At 42.9% G+C, this 22850-nt stretch carries 17 protein-coding genes, 1 pseudogene, 2 riboswitches and 1 other annotated feature; of the genes and pseudogenes, 14 read left to right on the top strand and 4 right to left on the bottom strand.

Annotated features, from left to right (window positions below; genetic code table 11):
* Positions 1-112: 112 nt before the first annotated feature.
* Positions 113-2443 (top strand): endopeptidase La, encoded by a 2331-nt coding sequence (lon, locus tag CJ483_RS07075; RefSeq protein WP_120033487.1) that lies wholly within the window; start codon positions 113-115, stop codon positions 2441-2443.
* Positions 2433-3038: a ribosome biogenesis GTP-binding protein YihA/YsxC gene (gene yihA / locus CJ483_RS07070; protein ID WP_120033485.1), complete on the top strand. Its 606-nt coding sequence runs from the start codon at positions 2433-2435 to the stop codon at positions 3036-3038. Before lon ends, yihA begins: the two co-directional genes overlap by 11 nt.
* A gap of 451 nt (positions 3039-3489) precedes the next feature.
* On the opposite strand, the gene CJ483_RS07065 is transcribed toward yihA, so the two are convergent.
* Entirely contained in the window at positions 3490-3975 is a 486-nt protein-coding gene (locus CJ483_RS07065; RefSeq protein ID WP_120033483.1) for a LiaI-LiaF-like domain-containing protein, read from the bottom strand.
* Positions 3976-4157: 182 nt separating this feature from the next.
* Here CJ483_RS07065 and hemA point away from each other — a divergent pair, with 182 nt between their 5' ends.
* The 9 genes and pseudogenes from hemA to CJ483_RS07020 all read left to right on the top strand — a co-directional run bounded on the left by hemA (position 4158) and on the right by CJ483_RS07020 (position 12765).
* Complete coding sequence (hemA, locus tag CJ483_RS07060) at positions 4158-5501, top strand: glutamyl-tRNA reductase (RefSeq protein WP_120037843.1); 1344 nt, start codon at positions 4158-4160, stop codon at positions 5499-5501.
* Between the two features lie 13 nt (positions 5502-5514).
* Positions 5515-6347: pseudogene (locus CJ483_RS07055) on the top strand (cytochrome C assembly family protein).
* 20 nt (positions 6348-6367) lie between these two features.
* The gene (gene hemC, locus CJ483_RS07050) at positions 6368-7300 is read left to right on the top strand and encodes a hydroxymethylbilane synthase (RefSeq protein WP_120033481.1); all 933 of its coding nucleotides are present in this window, start codon (positions 6368-6370) and stop codon (positions 7298-7300) included.
* Positions 7297-8082, top strand: a complete 786-nt coding sequence (locus CJ483_RS07045) for a uroporphyrinogen-III synthase (RefSeq protein WP_120033480.1) — start codon at positions 7297-7299, stop codon at positions 8080-8082. Before hemC ends, CJ483_RS07045 begins: the two co-directional genes overlap by 4 nt.
* Positions 8082-9059 (top strand): porphobilinogen synthase, encoded by a 978-nt coding sequence (hemB, locus tag CJ483_RS07040; protein ID WP_120033479.1) that lies wholly within the window; start codon positions 8082-8084, stop codon positions 9057-9059. Before CJ483_RS07045 ends, hemB begins: the two co-directional genes overlap by 1 nt.
* A 12-nt stretch (positions 9060-9071) precedes the next feature.
* Positions 9072-10361, top strand: coding sequence for a glutamate-1-semialdehyde 2,1-aminomutase (gene hemL / locus CJ483_RS07035; protein WP_120033478.1), 1290 nt, complete (start codon positions 9072-9074; stop codon positions 10359-10361).
* A gap of 189 nt (positions 10362-10550) precedes the next feature.
* Positions 10551-11720: a stage VI sporulation protein D gene (gene spoVID / locus CJ483_RS07030; protein WP_120033477.1), complete on the top strand. Its 1170-nt coding sequence runs from the start codon at positions 10551-10553 to the stop codon at positions 11718-11720.
* A gap of 62 nt (positions 11721-11782) precedes the next feature.
* Positions 11783-12481, top strand: coding sequence for a protein kinase family protein (locus CJ483_RS07025; protein WP_142927215.1), 699 nt, complete (start codon positions 11783-11785; stop codon positions 12479-12481).
* Positions 12442-12765 carry a hypothetical protein gene (locus CJ483_RS07020; protein ID WP_120033475.1) on the top strand — a complete coding sequence of 108 codons (324 nt, stop codon included), beginning with the start codon at positions 12442-12444 and terminating at the stop codon, positions 12763-12765. The genes CJ483_RS07025 and CJ483_RS07020 overlap by 40 nt, the downstream gene beginning before the upstream one ends.
* A gap of 104 nt (positions 12766-12869) precedes the next feature.
* Here CJ483_RS07020 and CJ483_RS07015 read toward each other — a convergent pair whose 3' ends face one another.
* From CJ483_RS07015 to CJ483_RS24995, 3 genes are all read right to left on the bottom strand, one after another.
* Positions 12870-14336: an amino acid permease gene (locus CJ483_RS07015; protein ID WP_259455584.1), complete on the bottom strand. Its 1467-nt coding sequence runs from the start codon at positions 14334-14336 to the stop codon at positions 12870-12872.
* 103 nt (positions 14337-14439) lie between these two features.
* Positions 14440-14618: riboswitch (Lysine riboswitch) on the bottom strand.
* A 142-nt stretch (positions 14619-14760) separates the two neighbouring features.
* Positions 14761-16590 carry an APC family permease gene (locus CJ483_RS07010; protein WP_120033473.1) on the bottom strand — a complete coding sequence of 610 codons (1830 nt, stop codon included), beginning with the start codon at positions 16588-16590 and terminating at the stop codon, positions 14761-14763.
* Between the two features lie 218 nt (positions 16591-16808).
* Positions 16809-16950: riboswitch (cyclic di-AMP (ydaO/yuaA leader) on the bottom strand.
* 167 nt (positions 16951-17117) lie between these two features.
* Complete coding sequence (locus tag CJ483_RS24995) at positions 17118-17309, bottom strand: hypothetical protein (RefSeq protein ID WP_065409421.1); 192 nt, start codon at positions 17307-17309, stop codon at positions 17118-17120.
* A gap of 208 nt (positions 17310-17517) precedes the next feature.
* Here CJ483_RS24995 and nfsA point away from each other — a divergent pair, with 208 nt between their 5' ends.
* The 3 genes from nfsA to CJ483_RS06990 all read left to right on the top strand — a co-directional run bounded on the left by nfsA (position 17518) and on the right by CJ483_RS06990 (position 22705).
* A complete protein-coding gene (gene nfsA, locus CJ483_RS07000) occupies positions 17518-18246 on the top strand; it encodes an oxygen-insensitive NADPH nitroreductase (RefSeq protein ID WP_120033472.1) in 729 nt (242 codons plus the stop codon).
* Positions 18247-18298: 52 nt separating this feature from the next.
* Positions 18299-18536: a binding site (T-box leader), on the top strand.
* A gap of 101 nt (positions 18537-18637) precedes the next feature.
* Positions 18638-21280: a valine--tRNA ligase gene (locus tag CJ483_RS06995; protein WP_120033469.1), complete on the top strand. Its 2643-nt coding sequence runs from the start codon at positions 18638-18640 to the stop codon at positions 21278-21280.
* 135 nt (positions 21281-21415) lie between these two features.
* Positions 21416-22705, top strand: a complete 1290-nt coding sequence (locus CJ483_RS06990) for a bifunctional folylpolyglutamate synthase/dihydrofolate synthase (protein ID WP_120033467.1) — start codon at positions 21416-21418, stop codon at positions 22703-22705.
* Positions 22706-22850 lie beyond the last annotated feature (145 nt).

Here is a 22850-nt window from a genome sequence, read left to right as displayed (position 1 = left end):
TCCTATTTAAATAAGATAAGATTGTACAAAACACCTATTTTGCGGCAGAAAGCGTAAAAGAGAGAACAGGCAGCTATTTCGCCTGATGTTTGAAGTGATGGAGGTTATGTTTATGAGTAATCAAACTGTTCACACTGTGCCCCTCCTGCCACTCCGGGGATTATTAGTGTACCCTACAATGGTTCTGCACCTGGATGTTGGCCGTGATCGCTCGATCGAGGCGTTGGAGCAGGCAATGCTAGACAATCATTTGATTTTTTTATCCACTCAAAAAGATTCCAATATAGACGATCCTTTACGAGAGGATTTGTTTGAAACAGGAACATTAACGAAAGTAAAACAAATGTTGAAGCTACCAAATGGAACCATCCGTGTACTCGTTGAGGGCTTAAACCGCGCGGTTATTAAGCAGCTTGATGATAAAGAAACTTTTTATTTGGCAACAGTTGAAGTGCACGAGGACGATGCAGCAAAAGATATAGAAACTGAAGCGCTGATGCGCACACTGCTGGAGTACTTTGAACAGTATATCAAGCTGTCGAAGAAAATTTCTGCAGAAACCTATTCTACGGTAGCCGATATTGACGAACCGGGCCGGTTGGCCGATATCATCGCTTCTCACTTGCCGATTAAAATGAAAGATAAACAAGAGATTCTTGAGACGTTTGATGTAAAGAACCGTCTTAACCGAATCATTGATTTATTAAATAACGAAAAGCAAGTGTTGAATTTAGAGAAGAAAATCGGTCAGCGTGTGAAAACATCTATGGAGCGCACACAAAAAGAATATTTTCTGCGTGAGCAAATGAAGGCAATTCAGCAGGAGCTGGGCGATAAAGAAGGCAAAACCGGTGAAGTCGAGGAGCTGTTGAAACGAATCGAAGAAGCGGACATGCCTGAGCATGTGAAAAAGACCGCCTTAAAGGAATTGAATCGTTATGAGAAAATTCCTTCAAGCGCGGCAGAAAGTGCCGTTATCCGCAACTATCTTGAATGGCTCGTTACACTGCCGTGGACGAAAGCGACGAAAGATGACCTGGATATTGAAAAAGCAGAAGCCATTTTAAATCGCGATCATTATGGATTGGAAAAAGTGAAAGAGCGTGTGCTTGAATATTTGGCTGTTCAGCAGCTTACCCAGTCTCTTAAAGGGCCTATTCTATGTTTAGCAGGACCGCCAGGGGTCGGTAAAACATCATTGGCACGCTCCATTGCCGAATCACTTGGCAGAAACTTTGTCCGGATTTCTCTTGGCGGCGTGCGTGACGAATCAGAAATCCGCGGCCACCGCCGCACATATGTCGGAGCCATGCCTGGCCGGATTATTCAAGGTATGAAAAAAGCAGAGACAATTAACCCAGTCTTTTTACTTGATGAAATTGATAAAATGTCAAGTGACTTTAGAGGCGATCCGTCCGCAGCCATGCTCGAAGTGCTGGACCCTGAGCAAAACTTTAACTTTAGTGATCATTACATTGAAGAAACATACGACTTATCGAAAGTGATGTTCATTGCGACAGCTAATGACCTGGCAACGATCCCAGGCCCTCTTCGCGACCGGATGGAAATCATTACAATTGCGGGCTATACGGAGCTGGAGAAAATTCATATTGCAAAATCTCATTTGCTTCCGAAGCAAGTGGAGGAGCATGGGCTCACAAAATCTCAGCTTCAGGTAAGGGATGATGCGATTCAAGATGTGGTCCGTTATTATACACGTGAAGCGGGCGTTCGTAGCCTTGAGCGTCAGCTTGCAGCAATTTGCCGAAAAACAGCCAAAATGATCGTCTCGGAGGAAAAAAAGCGTGTAGTCGTAACGAGTAAGAACTTGGAAGAATTTTTAGGAAAGCGCATCTTCCGCTATGGACAGGCTGAAACGGTTAACCAGGTTGGTGTAGCCAACGGACTGGCTTATACAGCTTCCGGCGGAGATACACTGCAAATAGAAGTGTCCTTGTCCCCAGGAAAAGGCAAGCTAATCTTAACTGGGAAGCTCGGGGACGTAATGAAAGAATCCGCACAGGCTGCATTCAGTTATGTTCGTTCCAAGGCCGAAGAACTGAATATTGAAGCTGACTTCCACGAGAAATATGACATTCATATTCACGTCCCGGAAGGCGCTGTGCCAAAGGATGGCCCATCTGCCGGCATTACAATGGCTACGGCGCTTGTCTCAGCATTAACAGCCCGTCCAATTCGTCGGGAAGTTGGAATGACCGGTGAAATCACTCTTCGTGGCCGTGTGCTGCCCATTGGCGGTGTGAAAGAAAAATCGCTTGGTGCCCATAGAGCCGGGCTCAAAACAATTATCCTGCCACAGGATAATGAGAAAGATATTGAAGATGTGCCAGAAAGTGTGCGCAACGATTTAACATACATTCTTGCCTCTCACATGGATGATGTATTAAAAGTTGCGCTGACAGGAGAAAATTATGAAGGTTAATCAAGTAGAACTTGTTATCAGTGCAGTAAAACCAGCACAATATCCGGAAGGTTCTCTTCCGGAATTTGCGCTGGCTGGACGCTCTAATGTAGGAAAGTCCTCTTTTATTAATAAAATGATTCAGCGTAAAAGCATGGCTCGGATCTCATCTAAGCCGGGGAAAACACAGACGCTCAATTTTTATAAAATTGAGGAGTCCCTTTATTTTGTTGATGTACCGGGATATGGATTTGCGAAAGTTTCCAAAAAAGAACGGGAATCATGGGGCAAAATGATTGAAACGTATTTAACGACAAGGGAACAGTTGCGGGCATGTGTGCTGATTGTTGACTTGAGGCACTCTCCGACAGAAGACGATGTCATGATGTATAATTTTTTAAAGCATTATGAAATCCCTGTTGTGGTCGTGGCCACTAAAGCCGATAAAATACCAAAAGGCAAGTGGCAAAAGCATTTAAAGGTAGTGAAAGAAGCGCTCGAATTTGAACCGACAGACGATATCGTTATTTTCTCTTCCGAAACTGGACAGGGAAAAGACGAAGCGTGGAGTGTTATTCATAAAAGAATGAAGAAAGCAAAGCTGTCCGCTGAATAGTGGGCAGCTTTTTGTTCGGAGAAAAAGCGACGGACTGCCAGCTTGTTGCCGAGAAACGTGAATCTTGGCGCTATATCTTTGAAAAGAATAGACATCCTGCCAAACAGGTGAGAGAAGACCAGTTTCTTAAATGAAAGTCTCTGTTAAAGAGGAATATTGTTTTTTCAATAGTTGATTGTAGCGGAAGGTGGAGACTCCAGGAAAGATCAACAGAGCCAAGCAAAAAAAGAGGAATTCCTATGAAAGAAATTCCATCTAAAGGCAGCAGCTGTGTTTTCTTTAAATCTTTTATAAAAGGACTTAAGAAGGATAAAGTGATACCGAACAAGGGAATAGAAGGAAGGGTAGCCCGTTAAATAGACCTAATAAAAGTGTGGCGGGCTGCTGCAGTTTCAAAAGGGCTTTAAAGTATGTATTTGGGTGGTCTGTTTTCCTTCTCTATTCGCTCAATTTATTTCTTTTTCACAAATAGTAAATAACCGCCAATGACAATTAGAATAACAGGCCAAAATTGCCAGAGGGAGAGCGCTCGATTCTCAAGCAAGCCAAGCCACTCGATTACTTTATCATAAAAGAGGGTGATAACGGCAAGAATAAGAAATAGCAATCCTTGAAACAGACCGTTTCTCGTTTTCTGATACTGAAGCAAGAATCCGAGTGCAATGATTAAGATAAAGACGCCAGTGTCATTAGACCAAAAGCCAAAATGATTCACCACATGAAAGTGAACACCAAAGCCTGTCAGAATAACACCGGGCAAAATATTATTCCCTTCTTTGCCGCTGTAAGCGTCCGCTAAGAACGCAAGTCCGATAACAATCAAAAGTGTTGGCCAGCTTAAAAAGGGCTGAAACCAGACGATAGCAGCCTGCTGCAAAAAGAAATATAAACCGAATCCGATTAAAATGGTTCCCGGAAAAATTCGCTGCTGCTTCATAAATAGTTTCCCCGCTTTCCATATTCCTAACTTGAATCTTAGTTCTTATTTTGTTACGCTTGCTATTGGGTTTAAAAAGGTTTATTGGTTTTAATGTTAGCATATGTTCACAATTTGTGAATAAGGAAAATTTGTTCCGTGTTATAATGAATATAACAGATTTTTATGGGGGTGCTGAGAACGTGCATATTATTGTGGTGGGACTAAACTACAAAACAGCCCCAGTGGAGATACGTGAACGATTATCTTTTCAGGACACGGACTTAGAAAAAGCCATGTCAGAGCTCCGTAAGCAAAAAAGCATTTTGGAAAATGTCATTCTTTCCACTTGCAACCGGACAGAAATTTATGCGGTCGTCGATCAGCTCCATACAGGGCGTTATTATATTAAACATTTCTTATCTGAATGGTTTAACATGGAAAAGGAAGAATTCACTCCTTTTCTATTTATTCATGAGCAGGAAGCGGCAGTCGAGCACTTGTTGAAAGTAACAAGTGGATTGAATTCCATGGTCCTTGGCGAGACGCAAATTTTGGGACAAGTTCGTTCGAGCTTTTTAAGAAGCCAGGAGATTGAGGCAACGGGCACGGTCTTTAATCATTTATTCAAACAAGCCATCACACTGGCCAAGAAAGCGCATGCGGAAACGGAAATTGGCGCGAATGCGGTATCTGTCAGCTATGCGGCTGTAGAGCTCGCTAAGAAGATTTTCGGCAGTCTTTCCGGCAAGCACGTGCTTGTTGTTGGTGCTGGCAAAATGGGTGAGCTTGCCATTCAAAATCTGCATGGCAGCGGAGCTACAAAAGTGACAGTTGTGAACCGGACGTTTGAAAAAGCAGTTGCGCTTGCTGAGAAATTTGACGGCAATGCCAAAACTTTGGCAGAGCTTCAATGTGCTCTCGTGGAAGCCGATATTTTAATCAGTTCTACGGGCTCAAGCGGCTATGTTATTACGAAAGAAAGAATGGCCGTCGTGGAAAAAATGCGTAAAGGAAAACCATTGTTTATGGTTGATATCGCTGTTCCGCGTGATCTTGATCCGGCCATTTCTGATCTGGAAAGTGTTTTTCTTTATGATATCGATGATCTGGAAGGCATTGTACAAGCAAACATGGCAGAGCGTCAGAAAGCGGCTGAAAAGATTGAATTGATGATCGAAGCAGAAATCGTCGCTTTTAACGATTGGATTAATATGCTGGGAGTCGTTCCGGTTATTTCCGCTCTTCGTCAAAAAGCGCTTGCCATCCAGGCAGAAACAATGGTCAGCATCGAACGAAAAATGCCTAACCTAACAGATCGTGAACGAAAAGTATTAAACAAGCATACAAAAAGTATTATTAATCAGCTGTTAAAGGATCCAATTTTACAGGCGAAGGAACTCGCTGGGGATAAACGTTCGGCTGAAAAGCTGGCTCTGTTTACACAAATCTTTAACATTGAAGAAGAAGTGAAAGCAGAGAAGCAGGTAAAAACAGCGGAACAGTCTACCCAGCAGATTCAGACAAAGCCATTATTCCAAGTGTAAGCGGGGTTACTTGATGTTTGAACAAGGAATGGCCAGGCTCCACGAATTGATGGTAATTTTATATGCGCTGAGTGTTATGCTGTATTTTATCGACTTTTTAAATCAGAACCGGAAGGCGAATAAAGTCGCCTTCTGGACTTTATCGATTGTTTGGGTTCTTCAAACAATTTTTTTGTTTTTATATATGTTCAAAACCGGCCGTTTTCCGGTTCTTACCCTTTTTGAAGGGCTTTATTTTTATGCGTGGATCTTAATTACGCTTTCATTGGTTATTAACCGGCTGCTGCGTATGGATTTTACCGTTTTCTTTACTAATATGATTGGCTTTGCCATTATGGCGATACACACATTTGCCCCTGTGCAAATGGAATCTCAGGCGATGGCGGAACAGCTCGTTTCTGAATTGCTGCTTATTCATATTACAATGGCCATTTTGTCGTACGCTGCATTCTCGCTTTCTTTTATTTTTTCTGCACTTTATTTGCTGCAGTACAGGCTATTAAAAATGAAAAAATGGAGTCAGCGTTTATGGCGTCTAGGTGATTTAGATAAGCTAACGAAATTTTCATACGTATCAAATGCAGTCGGAGTGCCAATGCTGTTGCTAAGCTTAATTCTTGGGTTGATCTGGAAGTTTATTAAACTGCCGGATGTAAGCTGGTATGACGTGAAAATTATTACTTCTTTTATTCTGTTGATTATTTACGGCATTTACCTTTACCTGAAAGTTCGCAAGGGCCTTTATGGCAAATCATTGGCACTGTTGAACACTGCTGCCTTTTTAATTATTTTAATTAACTTTTCCTAGTGAGCCGATTTTCGTCGTTTCACTTTTGGTACACTTAAAAGCAAAGCAGGGGGATATTATGAGAAAAATTATTGTCGGCTCCCGCCGAAGCAAGCTAGCTTTAACACAAACAAACTGGGTGATTAGCCAGTTGAAAAAGTTAAAGCCGGAATACGACTTTGAAGTAAAAGAAATCGTTACAAAGGGCGATCGCATCCTGGATGTTACGCTCTCTAAGGTGGGCGGGAAAGGCTTGTTCGTCAAGGAAATTGAGCAGGCCATGTATGATAAGGAAATTGATATGGCCGTGCATAGCATGAAAGACATGCCAGCTGAGCTTCCCGAGGGATTGACCATTGGCTGTATTCCAGTGCGGGAAGATCACCGTGATGCTTTCATTTCAAAAAATCATGTAAAGCTTAAGGATATGCCAGCAGGGGCCGCTATCGGTACGAGTAGTCTGCGCCGCAGCGCCCAACTGTTAGCTGCTCGCCCGGATTTGGAAATTAAATGGATTCGAGGCAATATCGATACGCGTTTAGCAAAGCTTGAAACTGAGGAATACGATGCGATTATTTTGGCCGCGGCAGGCTTGTCACGCATGGGATGGGCCTCTGACGTTGTAACAGAATTTTTGGAGCCAGAACTTTGCCTGCCGGCAGTAGGCCAGGGAGCCCTTGCTATTGAATGCCGGGAAGATGATAAAGAATTACTTGAGCTGCTCGCTGCTTTTGCCAACGAGGAAACGACGAAAACGGTGACTGCTGAGCGGGCTTTCCTTCACAAGATGGAAGGCGGCTGTCAGGTGCCCATCGCCGGGTTTGCTGTAGCTGACGGCAATGAAACCGTGCTAACTGCTCTTGTCGCCTCACCAGATGGAAAAACGATTTATAAGGAAACAGTAAGAGGCAGCGATCCGCAAGCTGTGGGTGTAGAAGCAGCAGCTTTGCTTTCGGAACGTGGCGCTAAAGAATTGATTGAAGCGGTGAAAGCAGAGCTTGATGCCGAATGACACCCGGTCGGCCGCTTGTAGGCAAGCATATATTAGTGACCCGTCCAAGAGGACAAGCAGCTTCATTTATTGATAAAATAGAAACAGCCGGGGGAATCGTTCACTTCGTTCCCCTGATCGCTTTCCAGCCTTTCTCAGATGATCGTGAGGAAGAATGGTTGCAGCAATTGTCTACATATGATTGGATTATCTTAACGAGTAAAAATGGTGTCGATTTTTTCTTTCAGCAGCTAAAGAATAGAAACATAGACCGCACAGTTATACGTGGCCGTTTTGCTGCTATTGGAACGAAAACAGCTGCTGTGCTCCAAAACTACGGATTTCATGCTGAGTATATTCCCGAGAAATTTTCCGCTGATCAGTTTGCAGAAGAAATTACCGGAGGGCGCTTTGAAGCGAAAAAGGTGTTAATTCCGAAGGGGAATCTTGCCAGAACAGCTATTGCTGACGCCCTCAGGGAAAAAGGGATGACGGCTGACGAATGGATCGTTTATGAAACATATTTCCCCGAAGAAGCAAAACAGCAATTAATTGATTTACTTGTAACGAATAAAGCGGACATCCTCACATTCACAAGTCCTTCTGCTGTCCGTCATTTTATGAAAGCAATAAAGGAAGTGGGCATGCACACACTGGAACATTCAGTTGTTGCCTGCATCGGCCCAGTAACTAAAAAAGAAGCGGACCGCTTCGGTCTTCATACGCAGATTTGCCCAGAGGTATATACGAGCGAATCGTTGGCAGAGGCAATTGCCCGCTATTTCAGAAAGGAAGAAGAGTAATGGAATTACAATTTAAACGTCATCGCCGCTTGCGCCAATCAGCTAATATGCGTGCATTGGTACGTGAAACTTATCTTCATAAAGAGGACTTTATTTATCCTCTCTTTATTGTAGAAGGCGAAAACATAAAAAAAGGAGTCCCTTCCATGCCTGGTGTGTATCATTTGTCAATGGATCGCTTGAAAGCAGAAATGGACGAAATTATAGCGCTCGGGTTAAAATCTGTCATTTTATTCGGCGTACCAGCTGAAAAAGATGCAGAAGGAACGGGTGCCTATCATGATCACGGCATTGTTCAGCAGGCAACACGCTTTATTAAGGGGCACTATCCGGATATGGTGGTTATCGCTGATACGTGTTTATGTGAGTATACAGACCATGGCCATTGCGGAGTGATCGAGGGCAGCAAAGTGTTAAACGATCCATCATTAAGTTTGCTTGCTAAAACAGCAGTCAGCCAGGCTGAAGCAGGTGCCGACATCATTGCTCCATCTAATATGATGGATGGGTTTGTCGCTGCTATTCGCCGTGGATTGGATGAAGCAGGCTTCACTGATGTACCGATCATGTCTTATGCCGTTAAATACTCATCAGGCTTTTATGGGCCTTTCCGTGACGCAGCCGAGTCTACTCCGCAGTTTGGTGATCGAAAAACCTATCAAATGGACCCGGCTAATCGCCTGGAAGCTTTTCGTGAGGCAGAGTCAGATGTAGAAGAAGGGGCTGATTTCTTAATCGTCAAACCCGCTCTTTCTTATTTGGACATCGTGCGTGACATGAGAAATGAATTTAAATTGCCAATTGTCGCTTATAATGTGAGCGGTGAATACTCCATGGTGAAGGCTGCGGCATTGAACGGCTGGATCGATGAAAAGGCAATCGTTATGGAAAAAATGATCAGCATGAAAAGAGCAGGTGCCGATCTAATTATTACGTATTTTGCTAAAGATGCAGCCCGCTGGCTGGATGAACAATAAGGGGGTTCTTGTATGCGTTCTTACGAAAAATCAAAGCAAGCCTTCCAAGAGGCGGTTAAATTAATGCCAGGAGGGGTGAACAGCCCAGTTCGCGCCTTTAAGTCCGTAAATATGGATCCAATTTTTATGGAACGGGGGAAGGGCTCTAAGGTTTACGATATTGATGGCAATGAGTACATTGACTATGTTTTATCGTGGGGGCCACTTATTTTGGGCCATGCGAATGATCAAGTTGTAGAAGCTTTGAAAAAGACGGCTGAAACTGGGACGAGCTTTGGTGCTTCGACTCTCATTGAAAATGAACTAGCGAAGCTTGTGATCGAGCGTGTTCCGTCTATTGAAGTGGTTCGTATGGTCTCTTCTGGGACGGAGGCCACCATGAGTGCGCTTCGTCTTGCCCGCGGTTTTACAGGCCGCAGTAAAATAGTAAAATTCGAAGGCTGTTATCATGGTCATGGAGATTCCCTCTTAATTAAAGCTGGTTCTGGTGTGGCTACTTTAGGATTGCCAGATAGTCCAGGCGTTCCTGAGAGCGTGGCGAAGAACACAATTACCGTACCTTACAATGATCTTGACGGTGTTAAATATGCTTTTGAACAATTTGGTGAGGACATTGCTTGTGTCATTGTTGAACCTGTTGCAGGCAATATGGGCGTTGTACCGCCACAGCCTGGTTTCTTGGAAGGACTTCGTGAAGTAACGCAAGATAACGGTGCTCTCCTTATTTTTGATGAGGTTATGACTGGTTTCCGTGTCGGTTATAACTGTGCGCAAGGATTCTTTGGTATCACGCCTGACCTTACGTGTCTTGGCAAAGTAATCGGCGGTGGGCTGCCGGTTGGTGCCTATGGTGGCCGGGCAGATATTATGAATCAAATTGCTCCAAGCGGACCAATTTATCAGGCAGGCACTCTTTCTGGAAATCCAATGGCGATGGCTGCCGGATTGGAAACACTCCGGCAGTTAACACCAGAGATATACGAGGAGTTCGGACGCAGAGCAGATCGCCTGGAAGAAGGATTGACCGAGGCTGCACAAAAGCATAACATTCCGATTACATTTAACCGCGCTGGTTCGATGATTGGCCTCTTCTTTACTAACGAACATGTAACCAATTATGAAAAGGCAAAAACATCTGATCTTGCACTGTTTGCTGAATATTACCGGGAGATGGCAAATGAAGGTGTGTTTTTGCCGCCATCTCAGTTTGAAGGGTTATTTTTATCCAGCGCCCATACTGAAGAAGATATTGAGCATACGATTGCTGCAGCTGAAAAAGCGTTCAGCCGCCTAAAGAAATAATAATAGAAAAAACCGCCTGGCTATATGCTGGCGGTTTTTTTTCGTATTCTAAATAGAATGAGGCAATCTTTCATATTTCTTGGAGAAGCGTCATACAAATAAATTGTGAAAGAAGATCAATAGGAATATCTTGCCGTTGTATAAACAAATGGATGGCATAAGGCCGATGAATAGAAAGGAGGAAATGAAGTGGCGTCTCAAGACCTGTCATATTTGCGGTTTTCATTAGAAGAAACTGTCCGTTTTACGAGTGGTCAGGAAGTAGGAGAATTATATTCTATTTCTCTTGATCCGCAAATTCAAACTGAAGAAACAGATGAATTTATTAGAATGCACGGTTTCTTGGAACTTTCTGGAGAATACGCTCCATCAGAGCAGCAAACCGAACCACTGGATACACCTACTTATAAATATGTGCAACAAGTGCTGGAGCGCGGAGAGAATGAGTGTGAGTTCTTTCATCACTTTCCGATTGATATAACGATTCCTAAATCACGCATTGCTAAAATGGAAGATGTGGAGATTTACATTGATTCGTTTGACTATGAATTCCCTGAAAAAGCAAACTTGAAATTAACAGTCGATCTATCAATATCAGGGATCATGGAAGAGGAAGAAGAGAAAGAAAGAGAGCAGGTGAATGAATTAGTTGAAATGACACCAGCAGACGAAGAGTTACAAATAGAACAAGAAGAAAATGTAAAAAATGACGAACCAGAGTTTTCAATTTTAAAGTTGGATGTGAATGATGCAGGCGGCTCAGAGGAAACAGGAAGGGAGACAGATTTTTCGGTTGAAGTCAAAAGGCAACCTGATGTGCTTGAGGAAGAGAAGGAGGAAGTTTCAGTTCCGCCAATGAGTGAGCAAAGAGAAGAAAAACAGCAGAAAGAATCTCCAAATATTGTTTTAGAGATGGAAAGCAATCATTCCGCAGTTGCAGCAATCGAAGAATCTCCTAATGTGCTTGAATCATTGTCCATAATGGAGTCTGCTTCCGCGAGTCCGTCATCTCATCATGAAGTTCCTAATGTTTCAGAGCTAACAGAGTCTCCGGCTCAAGAGCCAGCCCATATGGCAGAGTCGTCCTCAAAGGAAATGGAGGAGGAGAACACACAGAAAAAGAAAAAGTCATTTAGCTTGAAAAAAACGGAAACGATGTCGCTAGCAGATTTCTTCTCAAGGAAAGAGTCAGAGGAAGCTGTAACCTGGAAGGTTTGTCTTGTGCAGAGAGATGATACACTCCAAAAGATTGCTGAGCGGTATGAGTTACCGGTAGCTGACTTAGTCCGAGAAAACAAATTGGAGACCAGCCAAAGCATTGAAGAAGGCCAGGTACTCTATATACCGAATTCTCGTTAATGATCCGGCTGTTCCCGATTAAAGGTGGGACAGCCTTATTTTTTATAAAGCGGGTGAAGAAAGTGGAACAGCCCTATTCAGCTATTTGGAGAAGCTACGGATTAACCCCTTTGCACATAGAAACATTAGGCCACGTGCAAAAAATATCAACAGATAAAGGGAATTTTGCTTTAAAAAGAATTCCTTCAGTACAAGGGATGGATTTTTTATTCAATATGCAAAAGCTTTACCAGACGGGTTATCACCGATTTGTTCCTGTTTATCCGGCTTTGGATGGCAGATACGGCATTTTAGAGGGAGCTCATATTTATTATTTAATGCCGTGGATCGAAAGTGGTGAGCAAGAAATAGCCGAGAGAGAAAAAAAGATGATTCGGGAGGTTGCCAGGCTGCATTTCGTTTCTTCCACGGATGTAGCTGTAGCGAAGGAGGCGCGGATCTATCAATATGAACAGGTCAAGGCTTTGTGGGAAAGACAGGAAGAGCACTTAGAGCAATTTTTAGAGCTTTCAGAAAGGGAAACATATATGTCTCCGTTTCAATTGTTGTTTTGTCTTTATTATACAGATGTTCGCCAAGCTTTTTTCTATGCAAAGGAAAAGTTGAAAGAATGGAAAGAGGCAACAGAGGAAGAGGAGAAAGAGAGAATGGTCCAGGTTCATGGCAAACTGGACCCAGGTCATTTTCTTATTGATCGAGGGGGGGAGGCTACTTTATTAACTTGGAGCAATCTCGCAGAGCCACGCCGATTCATGATTTAATTCCCTATTTCTCCCGTACATTGAAGGGGTACCCAGAAAGATCAGCTTTAGCGAGAGAGTTATTCAGTTACTATACAAATTTTTTTCCGCTGAAAAAAGGGGAGAAACTTTTATTCCAAAGCTATATTGCTTACCCGGGAGCGCTTTATGAGACAGCAGCTGCCTATTTCTCGGCACAAAGAAAACAAAACGAGTATCGCTATACGGATCAGCTGCAGCAAAATTATTGGCAGTTAAAAAATATCGAGTATTTCGTCACAGACTTAAAAGAAGAGGAAGAATAAAAAATGGCTGGAGGAATGAAATTCCTCCAGCTCTGACAAGGTGTAATCGTAATCCTCGTATAATGTCTTTGATAAAATTTTACTTCTGCTTTAGCAATAACCTATTAGTCCCTGTTGAAATCACATTCTTCCAAAGGAATGACTTTCGTTTTGTGTTTGATTTTGTAAGCAATCCAAAAGATCAAGAATAGAGGAAGACCAATATAGGAAACAAGGACTCCATTCCAGTCAATTTGGCCTCCCATAAACGCTTGGAAATTTTGGCCCAAAATGACGAAAGTACATAGAATAAGTGCCAATAATGGCCCAATTGGAAACCATCTTGCACGATAAGGAAGAGTGGTTACGTCCCCTCCTTGAGCGATAAAAGCCCGACGGAAGCGATAGTGACTAATGGCGATCCCGAGCCATGTGACGAAACCAGCCATTCCGGAAGCGTTTAACAGCCAAACATAGACAGCGCCGTCGCCAAAGAAAGTAGTTAGAAATGCGAGAGAACCGACCAATGTGGTAATAATGAGCGCATTGACCGGTACCCCTCTTTTGTCAAGGCGAGCCAAAAATTTTGGGGCCTGTCCATCACGTGCCAAGTCCCAGAGCATACGGGTGGAAGCATACATGCCTGAATTGCCCGCGGACAATACAGAAGTGAGTATGATAGCATTCATAACAGAAGCAGCAAAAGCAAAACCTGCCCGTTCAAACACTAGCGTGAAGGGACTTACAGAAACAGAGTCACTTAGCAGACGTTCGTCTGTGTATGGGAGAATCAATCCGATCACAAGAATAGCTAAAATATAAAAAAGCAAAATGCGCCAAAATACAGAATTAATAGCTTTAGGAATATTTTTTTCTGGTTCTTCACTTTCACCGGCGGCTACTCCGAGCAGCTCCGTGCCTTGGAAAGAGAAGCCAGCTGCCATGAAAACACCTAAAACAGCTAAAAACCCGCCATTGAAAGGAGCGTCTTTAATTGTAAAGTTTGTGAGGCCAATGGCTTCGCCGCCCATAATACCAAAAATCATAAACAACCCGGTAACAATAAATAAAATAATAGTGACTACTTTAATAAGTGCAAACCAAAACTCTGATTCTCCAAATCCTTTGGCAGACATAAAATTCAAGCCAAACATAATTAAAAGTGCGAGACCGCTCCAGAGAATGGAAGGACTGTCAGGGAACCAAAATTTCATAATGAGCACTGCAGCGGCAAGTTCTGCAGCAATGGTAATCGCCCAGTTGTACCAATAATTCCAGCCGATGGCAAATCCAAGGGCCGGATCAACAAATTTTGATGCATATACCTTAAAGGAACCAGCTACCGGCATATAGGCCGCCATTTCTGCAAGGCTCGTCATTAAGAAATAGACCATTACTCCGATTGCTGCATAAGCGAGCAGTGCCCCTCCAGGACCGGCATTATGAATAGCTCCGCCGCTTGCTAAAAATATCCCTGTTCCGATGGATCCTCCGAGAGAAATCATCGTTAGATGGCGTGCTTTTAGAGTCCTCTTCAACTGATTGGGCTTTGATGATGATGTCGATGATGCTGACGTAACTGTATTCCTCAATATTGTGCACTCCTTTTCGTGATAAAGATTGAATCATTTCAAGGGCAAATAAAAAACAGCCGTCGAAGAAGATCGACGGCTGTTAACAAGTCCGTTTAATCCTTCCGAAGATAGCCCTCCACGTTAAATAACGCGACAGTGATGTTCCTGTTCGAAAACATCCCCAGCATGAACAGACAATGACCTGTCCACACTTCGGCAGTTTATCCTTTCAAACGGAGTCATAGATGTCATTGTCTCTCTTCCGCTTTACTCATATAAGCTGCAGCCTCTATCCCATCGGTAAATGGGAATATTTAATTGACACTAGAATTATAGTCAATTCTTATCAATCTTGCAATGGTTAATTTTAGCTCTTCTTCTCTGGAATATGCACAAAGCCCTGTCATCCTCTCGAAGAGGTGTTTCGTAATTTGAGTAAAGATTATTTTTTAAATCGATAAGGGACGGTAGTGACAATGACATTCTTTTGATAAAGAAGGTAGATTCTTAAACGTAAGCTCGACTGATTGTGTAATATGTCCTGCCATCTCTTCTTCGTAATGAATTGTGGAATAAGTACGGTTAAGGTATGGTTCCTTTCATTCGCTTTTTCCACGGCTATGTCAATAAACCGGGCGAGAGGCCTCATTAAGCTTCTATATTGAGAATGCAGAGTAACAAGACGGACATTAGGCTTCCACTTTCTCCATCTCTCCTCCATTTGTCGTTCGCTTTCACGGTCAAAAGCGACGTAGACAGCAATGACAGTATCACCGATTAGTTCGGCATAATTTAAGGAATTTTCAACTACCTTTGTAATGCCGGCAACCGGGACAATGACGACATTTCCTTTAAATTGAAGTGCTTCTTCTCCGGATTTAATTCTCAGTTGTTCACCTGTTGCCATATAATGACTTTTAATTCGATGAAACATAAAGATAATAATCGGTAAGAAAACTAGCACAGGCCACACTTGAGAAAACTTAGTGGTAAAGAAAATCACCACAACAGTTAAGCTAATGAGCGCGCCGATTAAATTAACTGTTAATTTATACGCCCAGCCAACAGGCTTCTCTTTTACCCACTTTACAATCATGCCTGATTGGGAAAGGGTGAAGGGAATAAATACACCAACGGCATACAATGGAATAAGCTGTTCAGTTTCCCCCCTAAAAGCCACGATAAGTAGAATAGACATGATGCCGAGCGTGACGATTCCATTTGAGTAACCAAGCCGGTCTCCACGCATGAGAAACATCCGTGGAATATACTTGTCCGTTGCTAAGTTAACGGCTAGCAATGGAAAAGCAGAAAAACCAGTATTAGCCGCAAGAACTAAAATAAGAGCTGTAGTTCCTTGAACAAAGTAATAAATGAAATTTCTACCGAATACTTCAGACGAAATTTGTGATACCACTGTTTCTTCTGCTTTAGGAGTGATTCCTAGCCAATAAGCTAAAAACATAATGCCAGAAAAAAGAATCGCCAAGATAATCCCCATCATTATTAAGGTGTTTGCTGCATTTTTAGCAGCGGGTTCCTTAAAGTTAGGAACCGCATTAGAAACAGCCTCTACTCCAGTAAGAGCTGAACAGCCGGATGAGAAAGCTCTGAGCAATAAAAACAGACTGATGCCAGGAACGGCTGTTCCGATCGGAGAGTGCAGATCACTCGGTATTTGTCCGGTTGCAATTTTCCATAAACCTACGGCTGAAAGAAGAAGTAAGGCGGCTACAAATAAATATACTGGATAAGCAAGAACAGAAGCAGATTCTGTTACCCCTCGTAAATTCAAAATCGTAATTAATACAACTAGTAAAGCAGCAATCGCTACATTATGTTCGTGCAATTGCGGAAAAGCAGAGGTGAGAGCGTCGGTTCCGGCTGATACACTCACCGCTACGGTTAAAATATAATCTACTAATAGGGAGCCTCCTGCAATGAGTCCGGCATTTTCTCCCAAGTTGTTTCTCGAGACAATGTAGGCCCCACCACCGTGCGGATAGGCATAAATAATTTGGCGATACGAAAGAATTAAGGCCGTTAAGAGAACCAGTACTCCAATGCCAATAGGAACAGAATACCAAAAAGCAACTAGACCGATTGTAGACAGCACAATTAAAATTTGTTCAGGTCCATAAGCTACAGACGAAAGGGCGTCTGAGGATAAAATAGCCAGCGCCTTTAACTTACTGAGTCTCTGTTCTCCTAGTGCACTTGTTTTAAGCGGCTTGCCAATCAGGGCTTTTTTCATTAGTGAATAACGTGTCATGATGACCTCCAGAAAAGTAAATCAATCATATAGTGAGAAAGCATACGTTTATTTTTACTGTAAGAAAGCTCTTCTGTAAAAAGTTGATAAAATTATAATTCCCCCTTTGATCGTTACCAATCCTAGTAAAAGCTCACAGAGCGCTTTTAATTCTAAAGAAAACACAAAAAAGAACACTAAGGTGTTACTTAGTGCTCTTTTAAGACAACACAAAGCAAACCTCCTCTCCAAACGCTTATGAGGTTAGCTGTCGGGTTCGGGCCATGAGAGTAGCCCTACCTTCTTAATGAAGGATTCACCCCAAGTGACGATGCACAAAAATGGGTCCCCCACTCCTTAGGGATTAAGCGATATAAGGTATAATTGAGTTTACATATAAAATTTATTTAGCTAATATACTCCTGAAAGATTGGTTTGTAAAGAGAAAATTTATATTATTTTTTAGTTGGCTGAATAGCTAAAGAAAGAATAGAACCCCTTAAGTCTATACATATTTAAAAAGACGTCTGCTCATACAAGACGTCTTTTTAAATCCATTCAAGGTAAAGAGCTACAGCAAGTAACACGAGGATAGATAGCAGTATCACATCAAATGTCGTTGGAAAAAAGATCGTTCGAATCCCCTGAAATATGCAAAATGGAACGGCTAGCTGGCAGCAGACCGCTCGGACTGTTCGAAGCCATGGAGGTAACGAGTAAGGATTGTATCTTCTTCTCAATTATTACACCTGCCTGTGAATTCATAGGCACGAGTAGCGTGCTATGAAAGGTTCTTCTTTTACTATATGTATGGAAACAAAGAGAGGTGATTTTAGAGGAGGAGAGCAGGAACGTTGACAGCGTTTAAAAGGTGATTTACGTTAAAAGAAGAACGGGTCTATACATACGCTTTTTATATGACGAAGCAAACAAGGAAGGAAGGATAAGATGATAGATTTATTGAAGTCTCATGCATCTGTTCGAAAATACACAGACGAACCCATTTCAGATGAAGTATTTCACGAGTTGTTGGAAGCTGCCCAACATGCCGCAAGCTCTCATTTTGTGCAGGCTTATTCCGTTGTGCGCGTGAAGAATGAGGAGAAGCGCCTGAAGCTTGGAGAGCTGTCTAAAAATAAACAGCAATTTGAATCTGCGGCCTTGCCGCTTGTTTTCTGTGCGGATTTAAAACGTCTGGAAAAAGCCGTCACCCTTCATGGGAAAAAATTCGAAGGTAGCACGGCAGAAAATCTGCTTGTAGCTGTTATCGATACGGCTCTATTTGCCCAAAATTTTGTAGTAGCCGCCGAATCCAAAGGATATGGCATCTGTTATATTGGTGGAGTTCGTAATAATCCGCAGGCAATCAGCGACTTGCTTCAATTGCCTGACTATGTGATTCCATTATTTGGATTGACGGTAGGTGTGCCAGCAGAATCAAACGAAGTAAAGCCACGCTTGCCAATGAAGGCAATTTTGCATGAAGATGTATATGATGAGGAAAAGTATAGTCGCCTACTTCCTGAGTATGACGAGCAAATGCATAAATATTATGCAAGCCGTACAACAAATAAGAAAGACGCAGGCTGGACGAGCGGCATGGCAGCTTTTTTATCCGAGCCACGGCGGGCATATATGCTTGAATTCTTGCAATCAAAAGGCTTTCTAAAAAAATAATAGAGGAAAGATTGACGCCCCTGCCTGTTTTCAGATAATATATGAATGATAATGAAAAGCGAAGACCGGGAAGAGTACAAAGATAGTGCTTGCTTGCAGAGAGGAAAACTCATGGCTGAAAAGTTTTCCGCAAGAACCCTTTGGAATGTCCCCCGTGAGCTGCTTCTGTGAACTGTTTAGTAGTGGAAGCCGGTTGCCAGCCGTTAATGGATTGAGAGCCAGATAGGTCTGCCAGTAGGCAGCTGTCTGTGAAAAAAGGTGGTACCGCGAACAACTCCTTCGTCCTTTTGACGATAGGAGTTTTTTTGTTGTTTAAAAACAGGCAATCACATATGGCGGATAACTGACCAGAATGTTTGTACATTTATTGTGTAATGAGGAGGAAATCTTGATGGAAAACAATGAATTGTCCATGCCAACAAAATATGATCCAAAAGCAATTGAACAGGGACGGTATGACTGGTGGGTAAAAGGGCAGTATTTTGAAGCGAAAGACGATCAAACCAAACCCCCTTATACTATCGTAATCCCGCCGCCGAATGTGACAGGGAAACTGCACCTCGGCCATGCATGGGATACGACACTGCAAGATATCTTAACACGCATGAAGCGGATGCAGGGCTACGATGTGCTTTGGCTTCCAGGGATGGACCATGCTGGAATTGCCACACAGGCGAAAGTGGAGCAAAAGCTTCGTGAAGAGGGAAAAACACGCTATGATCTTGGCCGTGAAAAGTTTTTAGAAGAAGCATGGAAGTGGAAAGAAGAGTATGCAAATTTTATCCGCCAGCAATGGGCAAAGCTTGGCCTTGGTCTGGACTATAGCCGTGAGCGCTTTACATTGGATGAAGGTTTATCAAAAGCAGTCCGTGAAGTATTCGTTTCGTTATATGAAAAAGGTTTAATTTATCGCGGTGAATATATTATCAACTGGGATCCAGCAACAAAAACAGCTTTATCGGACATTGAAGTTATTTACAAAGATGTCCAGGGGGCATTTTATCACATGAAATACCCGCTTGCAGATGGAAGCGGCCATATTGAAATTGCGACAACTCGCCCGGAAACAATGCTTGGTGATACAGCTGTAGCGGTTCATCCGGAAGATGAGCGTTATAAACACCTCATTGGTAAAAAGGTTGTTCTGCCAATCGTTGGCCGAGAAATTCCAATCGTCGGTGATGACTACGTTGACATGGAATTCGGTTCTGGAGCGGTGAAGATTACACCGGCTCATGATCCAAATGACTTTGAAATTGGCAATCGCCACGATTTAGAGCGCATTCTTGTGATGAATGAGGATGGTACGATGAATGAGCGTGCGGGCAAATACAACGGCATGGACCGCTTTGACTGCCGCAAACAGATCGTGAAAGACTTACAGGAAGAAGGCGTCCTCTTCAAGATTGAAGACCATATGCATTCTGTCGGTCACTCAGAGCGCAGCGGTGCGGTTGTAGAGCCATACTTATCGACTCAATGGTTCGTAAAGATGCAGCCGCTTGCTGATAAAGCAATCGAATTGCAGTCCAAAGAAGACAAAGTACATTTCGTGCCGGACCGTTTTGAGAAAACATATCTTCACTGGATGGAAAATATCCGTGATTGGTGTATTTCCCGTCAGCTTTGGTGGGGACATCGTATTCCAGCCTGGTACCATAAAGAAACAGGCGAAGTATACGTTGGCCAGGAAGCTCCAGCAGATGCGGAGAACTGGGAACAGGACAAAGATGTACTCGACACATGGTTTAGCTCGGCATTATGGCCGTTTTCTACGATGGGCTGGCCGGATAAAGAGGCGTCAGACTTTAAACGCTACTATCCAACAGCTGCACTTGTTACCGGTTACGATATTATTTTCTTCTGGGTCTCTCGGATGATCTTCCAAGGGCTTGAGTTTACCGGTGAACGTCCGTTTAACGATGTATTGATTCATGGGCTTGTCCGCGATTCAGAAGGGCGGAAAATGAGTAAATCGTTAGGTAATGGCGTGGATCCGATGGAAGTGATTGATCAGTATGGGGCTGACTCTCTGCGCTACTTCTTATCAACTGGCAGCTCTCCAGGACAGGATTTGCGTTTCTCTGTAGAAAAAGTAGAATCTATTTGGAACTTCGCCAATAAAATTTGGAATGCTTCCCGTTTTGCCCTAATGAACATGGATGGCTTGAAATATGAGGAAATCGACTTAAGTGGTGAAAAATCAGTTGCTGATAAATGGATTTTAACGCGTTTGAATGATACGATCACAAACGTCACCAAACTTGCTGACCGATACGAGTTTGGTGAAGTCGGCCGCGTGCTCTACAACTTCATTTGGGATGATTTCTGTGATTGGTATATTGAAATGGCGAAGCTGCCGCTTTACGGTGAAGATGAAGCAGCCAAGAAAACGACCCGTTCTATCCTTGCTTATGTGTTAGATAACACGATGCGTTTATTACACCCATTCATGCCGTTTATTACCGAGGAAATATGGCAGAATCTACCGCATGAGGGGGAAACGATCGTCACAGCTAAATGGCCAGAAGTGAATGAAGAGCTATCTGACCAACAAGCAGCAGAGGAAATGAAGCTGCTTGTAGATATTATTCGTTCCGTACGTAATATCCGCGCGGAAGTGAATACACCGCTTAGCAAGAAGATTAAGTTAATCATCAAAGCGAAAGATGACACTGTATTGAACACATTAGAAAGCAACCGTGCTTACATCGAGCGTTTCTGTAATCCGGAGGAACTTGTATTATCAACGACTGCTGTAGCCCCTGACAAAGCGATGACGGCTGTTGTCACAGGTGCCGAACTATTCTTGCCGCTTGAAGGGTTAATTAATATCGAAGAGGAAATTGCCCGCTTGCAAAAAGAATGGGATAAATGGAACAGTGAAGTTGAACGTGTTCAAAAGAAACTTGGCAATGAGCGCTTCGTCAGCAAAGCTCCACAAAAAGTTGTTGATGAAGAGCGCGCCAAGGAAAAAGACTATCTAGAAAAACGTGCCGCTGTTGAAGCGCGCATGAAGGAAATGCAAGGGTAAGTAGGGGAATGAGACGAATCTGCCGGGGGCAGATTCGTCTTTTTCACAGAGCTCAGCAAGCAAATTTATTAACCAAGTCAGTAAACCATAAAATTTGGCCAATATGTTAAAAACAGAATCGAAGGGAGAGAGAAGATGAATACATATGAAGAAGCGATCGATTGGATTCATAGCCGGCTTCAGCTTGGCATTAAGCCCGGCTTGAAGCGAATGGAGTGGCTTATGGAGAGAATGAATCATCCGGAGCATCATCTGCGTGCTGTCCATATTGGGGGGACGAATGGCAAAGGATCGACTGTTGCTATGATGCGTTCTATGCTGCAGGAAGCGGGATATGAAGTAGGAACATTCACCTCGCCATATATAGAACAGTTCAATGAGCGGATCAGCGTGAACGGTGAGGCAATCAGTGACGAGGAAATTATGAAATTAACTGCTGTGATCAAGCCGTTGGCAGAGGAATTGGAAAAAACAGAATTAGGCAGTCCGAGTGAATTCGAAGTGATTACGGCGATGGCTCTTTATTATTTTGCCTGGATTCGCCCTGTTGATATCGTTTTGTTTGAAGTGGGGCTTGGCGGCCGATTAGATTCAACAAATGTGATTCAGCCATTGTTGTCTGTGATTACCACAATTGGCATGGACCATATGCAGTTTTTAGGAGATACACTTGAAGCGATTGCTTTCGAGAAAGCTGGAATCATAAAAAATGGGGCACCAGTTGTTAGCGGTGTGAAACAGGAGGCGGCTCGTGAAATTATTCAACAGCGTGCCAAAGAAGTGAAGTCTGCTGTTTATCAGCTGGGAGAGCAATTCAAGGCAGACTGGCAAAGGTCATTGCCTCAAGGAGAAATGTTCCATTTTGAATCTGTTTTTGCCAATATGAGAGACTTGCCAACAGGTTTAAATGGCCTTCATCAAACAGAAAACGCGGCAACAGCCGTGATGGCTATTTTATATTTACGTACTTTTTACGCATTTCTAGTGGAAGAAGAACATATTCGTGCTGGTCTACAATCAGTGAGCTGGCCAGGGAGAATGGAGTATGCCATGGAGCAGCCCGTCGTTCTGTTAGATGGCGCTCATAACCCGGAAGGAATGAAGGCGCTTGTTGCATCGCTTGCTGAGCGTTTTCCTGACAAGAAAATCACTGCTTTATTTGCCGGCATGAGGGATAAAAAATTAGATGAAATGATAGCTATTTTAAAGCAGGCAGCTCATCGAGTGGCCTTCACAAGTTTTGACTTTCCGCGGGCGGCTGGCAAAAAAGAGTTTCAAGCTTTTTTAGAAAATCAAATGTGGATAGAGGATTGGCAACGGTTTATTGAGGAGTTTCAGACAACAGCAAAAGAAAATGAAGTACTGATTGTAACAGGCTCTCTTTATTTCATTTCAAATGTAAAGAAATTTATAAAAGAAAAATAATAGAGATCGGCAACTTCTTTTGTTTAAAACAGGGGTTGCCTTTTTCTATGTAAAAACTTTTTATTTTAGTTTACGAACAACAGTGACAAGTTTTCTGCACGGCAACTTTTTAAGTGAATTCCTTTATTTATCAAAATATTCTGTA

It is taken from the genome of Bacillus sp. PK3_68, assembly GCF_003600835.1.
In the GTDB taxonomy this organism is placed as follows: domain Bacteria; phylum Bacillota; class Bacilli; order Bacillales; family Domibacillaceae; genus Pseudobacillus.
The sequence above is the reverse complement of the archived record's forward strand: the minus strand, read 5'-3'. Positions and strand labels throughout refer to the sequence as shown.

Excerpts from the sequence above, each read along its gene's own strand:
- yihA (WP_120033485.1), top strand. The coding sequence starts at position 2,433 with ATGAAGGTTAATCAAGTAGAACTTGTTATCAGTGCAGTAAAACCAGCA.
- CJ483_RS07065 (WP_120033483.1), bottom strand. The coding sequence starts at position 3,975 with ATGAAGCAGCAGCGAATTTTTCCGGGAACCATTTTAATCGGATTCGGT.
- CJ483_RS06990 (WP_120033467.1), top strand. The coding sequence starts at position 21,416 with ATGAATACATATGAAGAAGCGATCGATTGGATTCATAGCCGGCTTCAG.
- CJ483_RS06995 (WP_120033469.1), top strand. The coding sequence starts at position 18,638 with ATGGAAAACAATGAATTGTCCATGCCAACAAAATATGATCCAAAAGCA.
- hemL (WP_120033478.1), top strand. The coding sequence starts at position 9,072 with ATGCGTTCTTACGAAAAATCAAAGCAAGCCTTCCAAGAGGCGGTTAAA.
- nfsA (WP_120033472.1), top strand. The coding sequence starts at position 17,518 with ATGATAGATTTATTGAAGTCTCATGCATCTGTTCGAAAATACACAGAC.
- lon (WP_120033487.1), top strand. The coding sequence starts at position 113 with ATGAGTAATCAAACTGTTCACACTGTGCCCCTCCTGCCACTCCGGGGA.
- hemC (WP_120033481.1), top strand. The coding sequence starts at position 6,368 with ATGAGAAAAATTATTGTCGGCTCCCGCCGAAGCAAGCTAGCTTTAACA.
- CJ483_RS07045 (WP_120033480.1), top strand. The coding sequence starts at position 7,297 with ATGACACCCGGTCGGCCGCTTGTAGGCAAGCATATATTAGTGACCCGT.
- CJ483_RS07010 (WP_120033473.1), bottom strand. The coding sequence starts at position 16,590 with ATGACACGTTATTCACTAATGAAAAAAGCCCTGATTGGCAAGCCGCTT.
- hemB (WP_120033479.1), top strand. The coding sequence starts at position 8,082 with ATGGAATTACAATTTAAACGTCATCGCCGCTTGCGCCAATCAGCTAAT.